The following is a 12,384-nucleotide window of genomic DNA, read 5'->3' as shown; positions in this document are numbered from 1 at the left end:
TTAGCCGCCAGGAAAAAGAAGGGCGCTTTATCTGAATTGGCGGCAAATATCAATCAAACTGCTGCTATTTTACAATCGCAACAGCGGATGCTGAAAAGGAAGGAAGAAGCACGATCGAATTGGATTGCCGGCGTTTCGCATGATATATGGGCTCCTTTGTCGATGGTAATGGGCTATGTCGGGCAACTGGAAGAGGAAGATACACTGAATCAAGAATCCAGGAAAAAAATATCAGTCATTAGAAAACAAAGTGAAAAAATGAAGCGGTTAATTGATGATTTGAACTTGGCTTCCAAATTGGAATATAATATGCAGCCGATTCATTTAAAGGACGAAAATGTGGTTGCTGTTGTGCGGGAAGTAGCAGTAGAATTTATGAATATCGATTTGGATGGAAAATATCCGGTAGAATGGATTGCTGATAAAGAGGTATCCGCTTGTATCATTGTGGCAGATAAATCCTTACTAAAACGGACGATCAGCAATCTGGTTCAAAATTGCATGAATCATAATGAGGATGGATGTACCATTTTTATATCTATTAAAATAGCGGAGAGTAAATGCGTTATTTCAGTAGAAGACAATGGAAAAGGTGCAACGAAGGAACAAATTCAACATTTAAATAATTCCCCGCACTATATGCTTAGGAGCAATCGTTCTGGAGAGTTTCGGCATGGTCTGAGAGTGCTGATTGTAAAACAGATTATTTCTTCGCATGGCGGTGAAGTCGTTATTGACCAGAGCCAGTATGGAGGTTTGGCTGTACAGATTGTATTGCCAACAGCTAAATGATAGAGCTAGGCTGTTTTTAGATGCACGCATCTGTTATAATCAATCTGTCATATTATATTTGGAGGTTATCGTAATGGGAATTGCATCTATCGCAGTAGTAGATAACAGTCTACTCTTCTAAAATTTAAAAGGAGGGTAGACATGGGGATTTGTAGCATTGCTGTTGTTAAAAAAGTTCATTATAAACCAAGAAAAATACGAAATGGTTATAATGAACGATAGGTAAAGTTTGTTATAACCAATAGGATAGAGGGTTATAATGAACAAAATAAATCTAAAAGATAGTCAAAATTTTATTACGTCGAAAAAGCATATTAATGACATATTATCCCAAACAAACATTGGGAAAAATGATACGGTTATTGAGATTGGTTCGGGGAAAGGTCACTTCACCAGAGAGCTCGTTAAGATCTGTCATTTTCTCACAGCTGTTGAAATAGATACGAAGCTTGTATCTATGATGCAGAGGTCTATCAAACGTTCTGAAAACATTCAAGTTGTGCATGCAGATATATTAAAATATAGATTTTCAAAAGGAAATCAACCGTATAAAATTTTCGGAAATATACCTTACAATATAAGTACAAAAATAATAAAAAAGATTGTATTTGAAAGTGCTGCTGCATACTGTTTTCTGATTGTAGAAGCAGGTTTTGCGAAGCGGCTGACAGATTATAGAAGGACTTTAGGATTATTCCTATTTCCTGAAGTTGATATAAAGGTTTTAAGAAGAATTCCTAGAGATTATTTTCATCCAAAACCGAAAGTTGATTCTGTTTTAATCAGACTTAGAAGAAAAGAATCTGGAATTCACTCTAGTGATAGAGATTTGTATCAATATTTTGTTTATAAATTGGTAAATAAGGAATATGATAAGCTGTTTACAAAAAATCAGTTTAAAAAGACATTGAAGCATACCGGGGTCACAAACATAAATTGTTTAACTGGTGAGCAGGCCTTATCAATGTTTCATAGCTATAAGTTATTCTTGAACTGAAGAAAAGATAATGATAAGGTAAAGCATTTAGAAGAAAATAAATTGAATGCTTTACCTTTTCTCTATTTTATATAGAACTAAAATTGCTGAATCAAATTATATACTTACAATCGGAAAAGTAATTTCAAAATATATCCGGCCATCTTTCACAGCTGCCGTTATTTTCCCATCCATCGCCTGGACCAGTGTATCTGTTATATAAAGCCCTAAACCCAGATGACCATCTGCATTGTGCAGTTCTTCCGTATAAAACCGTTCAAAAATCCTATGGATCTGTGTGTTATGAAGGCGGGCTCCATCATTTGCCATGTATATTTTAAAAGAAGCAGCGTCGAGACTTGTTTTAACCGATAAAAATTCTTTCGCATATCGGTAGGCATTGTTAAGAATATTTTGCAGCGCTCGATCCAGCTGATAGACATCGATGCAGAAATTGGAAGCATCCTTACTGTTAAGTTGATTTTCTAATTGGGCATGTATACCCATTGTCTGGCACTCCACAAGAATATTTTCCAGCCAGTCCACTGCCCATTCATAGCAATTGATTGATTGTGTTTCCAAATGAATGGTGTCCGGTGTTTCATAGCTTAGGCTTAATTGATTGGAAAGGTCATTTAATACATGTACCTTTTTTTGAATGACTTGTAAATAAAGCTGTTCTTCTTCCGGACCCTCTGCCATGCCATCCTGTAATGCTTCAATATAAGCAGAAATCGAAGCAATCGGTGTTTTTAAATCATGGGAAATGCTGTCGATAAAATGCTTACGTTCCTTTTCAAAGGATTGCTGCTGCTGCTCTTGCAGATGTAATGTATTTCTCATCTGATCAAAAGCAGAGATAAAACGGCCAAATTCATCCTCTTTTTTGTATGAGATTCGATGTGATAAGTTCCCTTGAGAAATTTTTTGAGCTTCCTCAGCTAAAATGGATAGAGGGGCAATCATTCTTTTTCTCACGTAGGTAATCATCCAAAAAGAGAATAGAAAAAAAGGCAAGGTTGTTATCAGGATAATAATAAAGATAATATCAGACTGTGCCATCATAAAAGCAATCAGCAGCGGTATACAAGCAGTGATGATACACATCCAAATAAGTTCTTTTACAATACTCTGCTTCATTGTATTTCACCGTCGAAACGATAGCCTATTCCGCGTAAAGTAGTGATGTAGCTGCTGTTCCCCAGCTTTTCTCTGATTTTTTGTATATGAATCGTAACTGTATTGATGTCTCCATATTCATGTATTCCCCAAACGTTGTCATAGAGTTGTTCTTTGCGGAAAGCCTGATTAGGAGATTGTGCTAAGAATACGAGCAAATCAAATTCTTTCATAGTCAGGTTAACAAGCGCTCCGCCCTTTGTTACATTTCTCGAAGACAGGTCAATAATAATATCATCAAATGCAATGATTTCACTGGAAGCAGAGGGGAGAGAAGCATATTCAAAACGTCTGAATAATGCTTCCACCCTTGCAACGAGTTCTTTAATCGAGAATGGCTTCGTAATATAATCGTCAGATCCAATTTTTAACCCAAGTACTCGATCCACCTCTGTTTCTTTTGCACTGATAATAATGACAGGTACTACAGAGAATGCTCTTACTTGCTTTAATATCTCCAGCCCGTCCAATCCTGGTAACATTAAATCTAGTAAAACCATATGAGGTTGATACTGTTTGACAACATGCAGGGCTCGATCCCCTTGCTGGCAAATCAACACATCGTAGTTTTCTCTATTTAAATAATTTTCCATCATTTTAGCTAAATCTACATCATCTTCTATTACAAGTATTTTTTTCAGCTCCATTGGTACCTCCTAAGTAAATAAATCTTGTTTACTAAATATCTTTATCGTACCAATAAACAATAAGAAAGTGAAAATAAGATAACAGCTAATCGAAATAATACCTGTTAATAGATTCGCTGAAACAAGATCATGTAAAGTGCTGACGTACATGGTTGGAAAATGAGCTGAAACCACAGGATCAAGACCTTCCATCAACGCCTGCAAGAGTATAAGTCCTAATGCCACGCCAATAGTGACGGTTTCTTTTCTAGAAATAGCTATAACAAAAGCCAACATGGAGGAATAGAAAAGAAGAGAAAGGATAGCTCCACATAAAAAATAGGAGATGTTAAAATAATTTAATTCGATTCCTGCTGCAAGAGAACCAATTGTGAGCCAGCTCGTTACAACGTGTATTAATAAGATAACTATTCCTAATAATGTCGCAACGATTATTTTTGATAAATAATAATGATTACGGCTGGATAATTTAGGGATAATGTTTTTAATTGTCTGCGAGTGATAGTCTGTTGATAGCAAATCAGCAATTAAATAAGCACAGATTATCCAATACATTTGCCTGAAGCTTCCAAACACCTGAATGAGAATATCTTCTCCTGCATTCGCATTTACCGCTGTGTAAAGGCTTAAACCTGCTGTTAATAAAATAGTAAGTAATATCAATAACCGATATTTACGATTATAAAACAAATAAAATATGTCATGTTTTAATTGTTGAATCATATACACCCTCCTTTATACATATAAATCCTGTTTTTTAAATAGAAAGTAGCCTGCTGTTCCAAGTACGATAAGATAACCAACGAGTACACCAAAGCTTGTGACACTGTAGGAAATAGACTTTTCAAATAGATTAATATGGAAAAATAATAAATGTTCATAAATCACATATTGTTTTATTTGATCATAAATAACGATATATTGTCCGACCAGTGTAGACAATCCCATCAGCATAGCTAAAGTAGCAATTCGCTGAATAAACTGCGAAACCAATAAAGCGATTAAACCAAAAATAAAATAAGCAAAAGCAAAGGCTAACCCGGCTAAAACCGTAACTCTTATACCCTGCCAGCCACTCGTAGTTACAGAATAAAAGACAAACGTATCTCCCCAGTCAAAGAACAGGAGGCCAACGACATAACCTATTAAAATGATGATAGTTGTTAATAGAAGTGAAAATAAAAAGATAGATATAATTCTCGAAATATAATATTGAAATCTGGAAACAGAACGTAAAAGAACAAATTTGATTGTCCCGTTATTTCGTTCCTGTATTAATATCTCTCCAACATAAATGGCAATAAAAACAGCTGTAAATGTAATACCAGCTTGGAGCATTTCCACAGGAAATGATTGACCATAACCGGCAACTACTGTTTTTCCTGCACCGTAAACCTTAAAAATAACACCTGTTAAAACATACATCGCAGCATAAATAAGTGTATAGACAAGCAGCATTTTGGAAGTCAGTGTACGTTTAAACTCGAATGAGGTCAGTGCCCATATATTCTTCATTATGTTAAATTCTCCTTTATACATGCAAAAAATAAATCCTCTAAATTGGTAACTTGATAGACGTTTAATAATTCGGCAATATCTCCTTCTTCAACAATCTTGCCGCTTTGAATAAAGGCTGCTTTATGACATAAATCCTCCATTTCCCGAAGCATATGACTGGAGATAAGAAATGTAATCTTCTCTTTTTCTGCCAGTCGTTTAATTAATGCTTTCATTTCCCGAAGACCCATTGGATCAACACCATTCGTTGGTTCATCCAATATAATTAAGCTGGGATAGCACAATAGGGCATTAGCAATTCCAAGACGCTGCTTCATCCCTAAAGAAAATGTCTTCACCTTGTTATCTTTTGCTTCCTTCAGGTCTACAATGGATAGAACTTCATTGATCCTTGTTTTCGGCACTTTGACAGCAGCTAATTTAGCACTCAGAGTTAAATTTTGCCTTGCTGTAAGATGGAGGTAAAAAGCAGGGTTTTCTATAATACTTCCTACTCTGGAAAGGGCTAAAACGGAATTATTCCTGATGGAATGTCCATCAATTAATATGTCACCGGAATGAGGGAAAATCAAACGGGTAATCATTCTTAATGTTGTTGTTTTTCCTGCACCATTTGGTCCGAGAAAGCCATAGATATCACCTTTTTGAATTGAAAAATGAATATCATCAATTACGGTTTGCCCGTCAATTTTTTTGTTTAGATTTCTAATTTCTAAAATGGACTCTTTTTTATTTGCTTGCATTATTTGCTCATCTCCTTTTTGATACTGTAAATAGTAGCAAAGTAAAATAAGCTGAGAATATAGTTTACATAAAGTTTTGATAAAGTATGATTTTTGGAAAGAGGCAGGGAGTTTTCAAATTATAATGGTATAATGACAGCATTACTTGATAGGGTGTTCTATGTGCTATAACTATATTTAAATGATATAAACTGTTTAATAGAAACAGTAAAACAAAATATATTAGAAAGGAAACTCTTATATGAAATTAGAAAGACTGATGTATATTCTAATTGCTTTGTTGTCTCAAAAAAGAATCATAGCAAAAGAAACAGCTGAGAAGTTTCAAGTTTCTGTTCGTACTATTTACAGAGATATCGATACATTAACTTTAGCCGGTATTCCGATTTATTCGGAAAGGGGAAATAATGGCGGATTTTTTCTGGCGGAGAAATACAAAATGAATGCTTCTTTATTTACGGAAGAAGAGCAGAAATTTATTAAAAATATAAGCAGAAATATTAATCAAATGATTCATTATCCTAGTGTTGATATGCTTGAAAAAAAGATGGATTCTTATAAATCAGACAACCCGGTCAGCAGTGATTACTTTTTTGACTTTAATTCCTGGAATTTGGATACAAATAATTTGGACAGGATTGACGCAGCTTTACACCAACAACGAATCGTCGAATTTGACTATACTTCGAAAAAGAAGGAACAAGTCAAACGTACAGTGGTTCCATACCATTTGATCTTTAAAATGAATGCCTGGTACTTATTAGGTTTTTGTTTGGAAAAAGAAGCGCTGCGTTTTTTTAAACTATCCAGAATCCGGGATTTGGAAATGACAGCAGTGAATTTTGATGAGACATTACATAAAAAGCTGAACTATCAAGAGCTGGAGCAAATGATTAATCCGAAAAAATCAGTTGAAAAAGAAATTGTCCGGTTAATGTTTTCACTGGATGTTTCTGCAAAGGTATATGATTATTTTAAAGCAGAGGAAATCACAGAGCAGGAAAACAATTTGCTGGTAACAGCAGAAAGAATAATTGATCAGGAGCTGGTTGACCTTCTTCTCAGTTTTGGGAATCATGTAAAGATTCTCGGTCCATCTTCTTTAAAGACAAAAATAATAATGATTTTGCAAAAAAATCTCAGGCAATATGACAATATGTAGTCATATTGCCTTTGCTAAGATGATTGTGTAATGAACACAATCATCTTAGGAGGTAATTTTATGGTTACAGGGAATTTAGTCAAAGCGTATTTTCAATCGATTCATGACGGGGGATGGGAAAGCTATGTTTCTGACGACATAACCTATGTTGTGTTGGATACTGCCGATGCTATGAAGGGGAAGGGTTTCTATTTAAAAGGAGCAGGACAATTTTTCTCGTTAAGTACAGCATTGGAAACAAAGCAGTTGATTATTCAGGGAAATGAGGCTGCTGCTATAAACCGTTATACACTTCAGTCTCCATCTGGAGCGGAAAAGCAGTTAGATGTTGGAGAATTCCTGTCTTTTAATGAAGCTGGTAAACTGACAGCTTCCTCTATTTTCTTTGATGCGCAGTCTTTTAAGGAATTTATTGGGCAATCATAACTTAAAAGAAAATCAACATAAGAGAAGCTCAAATTAGTTTTGAGCTTTTCTTATGTTAGATAATTGATATAGTATTTTTTAAAGCTGGGAACTAAAGAGGTTTTATCTAGCGGATCCCACCGCCGCCGCCTCCACCAGCTCCGCCACCGCCGCTGACGCTTGTAATCCCGCCGTTTCCGCTGGACCCACTAATAGATGAAGTACTGGAATGAAAGCCGCCGCTGGCTAAGCCTGTAGTCATGATTGTACGGGCGTGGACAGTCCCATACCAGTAATTAAGGTATACCAAGTCCTCTTCATAGCTGTTTTCAGGTACTAAAGCCTCTAATTTTTTAGATGCTTTATCACTTTTACCGAGCAAAACGCTCCATAGCATCATATCTTTTAATGAAATTGGATTGGAAACGTTCGTAAATTGATTTATATCTGCTTCGCTTAAATAGTTATTAAATTGTATCAAACGATCCGCCAGTTTGTCTCCCTCATCACTTGGTACCATAATAGATTGTAAAAATCCAGCTGCTTTAATTTCTTTAAAAGAAAACAGCCCTTGCTGCTCTAAATAAGCTTCGGAATAGTCCTTGAGATAATCAGCAAACGTACTGACTTCCTTTGCATACTGTTTACTCCATTTTTGGATGGCTTTTTCTGTAACGACACCATTCCTGTCAGCAACATCTAAGAGCATCGTCCATAGACCAGTTTCATATGATTCGTCATATGTTTCGCCCTCAATTTGATCCGTTAGTTCTCCAAAGGTTGTTGGATGTTTATCACGTTCATTTTTAAAATCATTGATAGCAATGGTCGAGCGATATTTTTTCCCGAAAACCTTACTTTTTTCTTCTGCTTCAATAGAGATTTTCTTATTCACTGACCATTTTAATAGATAAGCCTGGAAAATATCTTCAAAATAACCCAGTCGCATCTGAGTTAGAAGGGCACTTAAACCTGCATAGTCTTCTCCATCGAAAGGTATGGCTGCATACGTTTTTCCTTTATTTTCTGCCATTCGTTTATGCAGTGGCTTCATTGCACCGGCTTCTCTTTTTGCTTTGTTGGTTTTAAGGATAATTAGAAGGGTTCCAGTACCGATTAATAGTATAAAACCAACGACTACGCTAATGATGATAATAGCTGCCCTGGAATTGTCACTTGTATTATAGGCAGACCCGTCCATTGCTTCTTCTTGCTGTTCGGATAACGTCATGTCCTCTGTTTGCTGTGCTTGAAAGAAATCAGCTGGAAATTGTGTCAAAACAATCACATCTCCATCGACTTCATCATTTGACTTCCATACAATTCGACCATCTTCAAGCTGCATGTCATTGGCAAAACCGAAGCCCCAGAAATTTACCGTTTCAGATGTAAACGGCTGAAAACCTGAAATTTCAACTGTCAAATTTTGAGCAGGAACATCTGAAAAGGTGTCAAAGTTCCAAAGCATTCCCTGCCCATCCTCTAAATTACGAACAAGGTTAGAAAGCGTGTAGGTTATGGTATACGAATTTTCACCGTACTCTCCAGTCCCCCAAACTAATTCAACCCCATCATTGGTAGATATTGTTCCATATTTTCCAGTCTTTTCTTCCCGGGAAGCATCGGAATCCCAATCAGGCTCCTCTGTAAATCCTTCAACTGAAAAATCCAATACTTCTGATCCCTCAAGATTGGTCATATTAATGAAAAACTCCGTACCATTATCTATATTCATTTGACGATGTTCAGTAACAACTCCTGAACCATCTTCCAGCAGTTCTATTTCAATATGTAAATCGTTCATCTGATTTTCCGCAAATGCCGTGAGTGTAAGTCCCATGTTAATTGTGATTATCATCGTTAAGGCAACAAGTATTTTTGTCCACTTATTCATTTGTGTCTATCACTCGCTTTCGTCATTATAATGTTATTTTTCATAATGTATTATACATTATATACCCCTTTTTAAGAGCTGCTAATCGTAAATCTATCCTACAGGCGAGAGGACTCTTGACCTCAAGGAATGTGCAAAATGTTGGCTAATGAGCAGGTGGGAATTTATAGTGTAGTAGATATTCATTTAAGGCTGGAATATACCAGCCTTGATTTTATTTGGAGTATTTATTTGTAATAAATATAAAAAGTGGTAAAAAATAATTATAATCGTTCTTCCCCTTGTTCAGGCAGGGAATATATGAGTTAATAAGGGTGTCGGACCGATAATATTTCGGAAAGGAGGCTGATTTAAATTGATCACAAAATATGAGGTGATTTCCGCTTAGCGGAAATCATAAAACACGGGGCCGCATTAAAATTGCGGTCTCCTTTTCTTTTCTGCTTTAATGTATACTAATAATGAAAAGGCTTACGTAAAATAAATTAAAATGAGAGGAGTTTTAATGATGAATGAGAAAACAAAGCATGATCGACACATACATCTTCATAGAAAGGATGTTCTTGCTTGTCATACAAAAATGGAAAAGAGGTGCTTCCGCCTCATTTGTTGAAGGAGCTCCAGAAATATATTCAAGGAGAGCTTATCTATATTCCGAAACAAACCAGCCAGCGTGCAGGATGGGGAGAAGCTAACGGATCACGTATCGCCTTAGCCAAAAGAAACGAAGAAATCTATCGATTATATAATGAAGGCCAGTCTTTTGAGGAATTGGAACAAATCTATAATCTATCGATGGACAGTATCCGTAAAATTATCTATAAAACACGTGAGATGAATAGTGAAATAAAATAATGATAAGCGTTTTTAATCTGAAAGAGCAGTACTCACTAACATGTTAATGAGTACTGCTCTTTTTATGCAGGATATTTTTTGGCGACAGAAAGTAATTACTAAGCTGACACATATGTTACAGCTCACATCGAGTTTCAAAATTATTTATAAATTTCCTGAGCTCTTTTCCAGAATGAATATGGATGAATAGAAGCTGGTCTTGGAATCTGCCTCTTAATGCCTCTATACGGGAATCATTCTCTTTCTTATAATTCCAAACAAAACGAAGAAAAGAAAAGTATAATCTATCCGGATTACCGTGCGGATTTTTCTTTCCTTTATTTTTTACGTAGCGCTTGAGTATACGATATAGACAGACACTGCGGGGAAAATCTAACCAAATAACCATTTCTGCGCGCTTCATACGCAATTCCATCGTTCTGCCATAATTACCATCAATAACCCATTGGTCTTTCTGTATTTCTTCTTTCAATTTTGCATCAAAAACTGCCTGAGAAGTATTCGTTTCATTATCGATCCATTGAATGCTGTCTAAGTGTACCAAAGGAATGTTTCCAATTTGAGCAATTTGTGTAGCTAATGTTGACTTACCTGAACCGGGACATCCAATGATTACTATTCGATTGGCGGTTGATCTGGTTACTTCCATCAAAATCCCTCCAAATCTTTTAAAAAGCATGTAAACCTCTCTATTAAAATACACAATAGCTTATACCATGGTATCACAATTGGCTTAAAAAAGGACAAGCAATTTTTCTACTGAAAAAAATATTACTAAAAACTCAATATGAATGTCATTTCATGGTCGAAAACGTAAAATACTGTACTAAAAACCCATATATATAGTCAGTATGTACAGAAGAAATCCTGTTTTGCGCTTTTGCTTTCCTTGCACAAAGTCTATACGATTAAAACAAATTTATTATTACTTGGGGATGTGGTAAAATAATGCTGACAACCGTAAAAGAAAATAAAAAGACTTACCGTGAAAAGAACACGGATTACGATGGGCTCTGGAAAAATTTGATTGAAGAATTATTTCAAGAATTTATGGAATATTTTGCACAGGATTTATATCCGGAAATTGATTTTGAAAAAGGAGCAGACTTCTTGAATCTGGAACTTTTTCAGTTTGTTATCGATTCAAGAAAAGGAAAAAATTATACGGATAAATTAGTCAAAGTGCTGCTGAAAAACGGGGAAGAAAAATATGTTCTTATCCATATCGAAGTGCAGACCATTGGGAAACAGGACTTTGCAGAACGCATGTTTAAATATTTTTACCGGATATACGATAAATACAATCACCTGATTTATTCTATTGCCCTTTTGACTGATGCCAGCCATCAGCACCATGAAGATAGGTTCCATTATTCTTTTTATGGAACAGAACTGACCTATGCCTATAACACCTATCGATTTTATGGGGAAGATGAGGGGGAGCTGAAAAAATCTGGTAATCCATTCGCTTTAGCTGTTCTCGCGGGAATCTATATCAGTAAAAACACTGGCAGGACAGATAAAGATAATGGAAAAAAGTTCCAATTTAAGCAGAAGCTCATCAGCTTGGCATTCGAAAAATATTCACATCGCGAAGCCTATCTTGCAGCCCTGTTGTACTTTATCGATTATACCCTGCAGATACCACCGGAATTTCAGGAAAAACTGTACGAATCATTACCAATCGCACAAAATGAAAAGGAGGAAGGAAAAATAATGGGAATGGAAAAGCTAAGAGACACCCCGACGTTTGGAAGATTGTTTAGAGAAATTGAGGAAGAAGCGACAAGAAGAGGCATGGAAAAGGGAATGGCAAGAGGTGTGGCTGAAGGTATAGAAAAAGGTATCGAACAAGGAATAGAACAAGGAATGAAAGAAGCAGAACGAAATTTTGTGAAAAAGCTTTTAGACAGGGATTATACGGATGAAGAAATATCTGAATTAACCAGCCTAGAGCTTGAGGAAATAATTATACTTCGAAAATCATTTGAAAATTAATATAATACAACTGCGAGGGAACCTATTTCTGTTAATTATTTCACACTAGCAATAATAGGTTCTTTACTGCTATTGAGTACAAGATCTTTAATTATAAATGATATTGAGGCATATTTTTATCTTTCAAATGGGGGATATCGAAAACGGTAAAGTAAATAATCTGCAACAAAGTTGGATAAACGTTTTGTGCATTTATATTCTGAATAATTGACATT

General features: G+C 35.7%; 13 protein-coding genes. 6 read left to right on the top strand and 7 right to left on the bottom strand.

Annotated features, from left to right (window positions below; genetic code table 11):
* Positions 1-36 precede the first annotated feature (36 nt).
* Together MHH51_RS13170 and erm are read left to right on the top strand one after the other, a co-directional pair.
* Positions 37-792, top strand: a complete 756-nt coding sequence (locus MHH51_RS13170; RefSeq protein ID WP_339282286.1) for a HAMP domain-containing sensor histidine kinase — start codon at positions 37-39, stop codon at positions 790-792.
* 259 nt (positions 793-1,051) lie between these two features.
* The gene (gene erm, locus MHH51_RS13165) at positions 1,052-1,789 is read left to right on the top strand and encodes a 23S ribosomal RNA methyltransferase Erm (RefSeq protein ID WP_147210459.1); all 738 of its coding nucleotides are present in this window, start codon (positions 1,052-1,054) and stop codon (positions 1,787-1,789) included.
* 96 nt (positions 1,790-1,885) lie between these two features.
* On the opposite strand, the gene MHH51_RS13160 is transcribed toward erm, so the two are convergent.
* The 5 genes from MHH51_RS13160 to MHH51_RS13140 are packed head-to-tail and all read right to left on the bottom strand — an operon-like array spanning position 1,886 to position 5,855.
* On the bottom strand, positions 1,886-2,908 hold the full coding sequence (locus tag MHH51_RS13160; protein WP_147210460.1) for a histidine kinase dimerization/phospho-acceptor domain-containing protein: 1,023 nt from the start codon (positions 2,906-2,908) through the stop codon (positions 1,886-1,888).
* Positions 2,905-3,594: a response regulator transcription factor gene (locus MHH51_RS13155; RefSeq protein ID WP_339282285.1), complete on the bottom strand. Its 690-nt coding sequence runs from the start codon at positions 3,592-3,594 to the stop codon at positions 2,905-2,907. Before MHH51_RS13155 ends, MHH51_RS13160 begins: the two co-directional genes overlap by 4 nt.
* A 9-nt stretch (positions 3,595-3,603) precedes the next feature.
* Positions 3,604-4,317, bottom strand: a complete 714-nt coding sequence (locus MHH51_RS13150; protein ID WP_156987558.1) for a hypothetical protein — start codon at positions 4,315-4,317, stop codon at positions 3,604-3,606.
* A gap of 12 nt (positions 4,318-4,329) precedes the next feature.
* The gene (locus tag MHH51_RS13145) at positions 4,330-5,109 is read right to left on the bottom strand and encodes an ABC transporter permease subunit (protein ID WP_186813634.1); all 780 of its coding nucleotides are present in this window, start codon (positions 5,107-5,109) and stop codon (positions 4,330-4,332) included.
* Positions 5,109-5,855: an ATP-binding cassette domain-containing protein gene (locus tag MHH51_RS13140; protein WP_147210463.1), complete on the bottom strand. Its 747-nt coding sequence runs from the start codon at positions 5,853-5,855 to the stop codon at positions 5,109-5,111. Before MHH51_RS13140 ends, MHH51_RS13145 begins: the two co-directional genes overlap by 1 nt.
* A 241-nt stretch (positions 5,856-6,096) precedes the next feature.
* On the opposite strand from MHH51_RS13140, the gene MHH51_RS13135 reads away from it, so the two are divergent.
* Both MHH51_RS13135 and MHH51_RS13130 read left to right on the top strand, forming a co-directional pair.
* On the top strand, positions 6,097-7,017 hold the full coding sequence (locus MHH51_RS13135) for a YafY family protein (protein WP_339282284.1): 921 nt from the start codon (positions 6,097-6,099) through the stop codon (positions 7,015-7,017).
* Positions 7,018-7,077: 60 nt separating this feature from the next.
* Positions 7,078-7,443 (top strand): hypothetical protein, encoded by a 366-nt coding sequence (locus MHH51_RS13130; RefSeq protein WP_147210465.1) that lies wholly within the window; start codon positions 7,078-7,080, stop codon positions 7,441-7,443.
* 106 nt (positions 7,444-7,549) lie between these two features.
* On the opposite strand, the gene MHH51_RS13125 is transcribed toward MHH51_RS13130, so the two are convergent.
* Positions 7,550-9,316, bottom strand: a complete 1,767-nt coding sequence (locus tag MHH51_RS13125) for a DUF2207 domain-containing protein (RefSeq protein WP_339282283.1) — start codon at positions 9,314-9,316, stop codon at positions 7,550-7,552.
* 567 nt (positions 9,317-9,883) lie between these two features.
* Between MHH51_RS13125 and MHH51_RS13120 the strand changes: the two genes are divergently transcribed.
* Positions 9,884-10,171: a CD3324 family protein gene (locus tag MHH51_RS13120; protein ID WP_147210466.1), complete on the top strand. Its 288-nt coding sequence runs from the start codon at positions 9,884-9,886 to the stop codon at positions 10,169-10,171.
* A 115-nt stretch (positions 10,172-10,286) separates the two neighbouring features.
* On the opposite strand, the gene MHH51_RS13115 is transcribed toward MHH51_RS13120, so the two are convergent.
* Positions 10,287-10,820 carry an AAA family ATPase gene (locus tag MHH51_RS13115; protein WP_156987551.1) on the bottom strand — a complete coding sequence of 178 codons (534 nt, stop codon included), beginning with the start codon at positions 10,818-10,820 and terminating at the stop codon, positions 10,287-10,289.
* Positions 10,821-11,119: 299 nt separating this feature from the next.
* Between MHH51_RS13115 and MHH51_RS13110 the strand changes: the two genes are divergently transcribed.
* A complete protein-coding gene (locus MHH51_RS13110; RefSeq protein ID WP_339282282.1) occupies positions 11,120-12,169 on the top strand; it encodes a hypothetical protein in 1,050 nt (349 codons plus the stop codon).
* The last annotated feature ends 215 nt before the right edge of the window (positions 12,170-12,384 follow it).

It is taken from the genome of Oceanobacillus sp. FSL K6-3682, from assembly GCF_037976165.1.
GTDB lineage: Bacteria > Bacillota > Bacilli > Bacillales > Amphibacillaceae > Oceanobacillus > Oceanobacillus sojae.
This window is presented reverse-complemented; position numbering and strand designations above follow the sequence as displayed.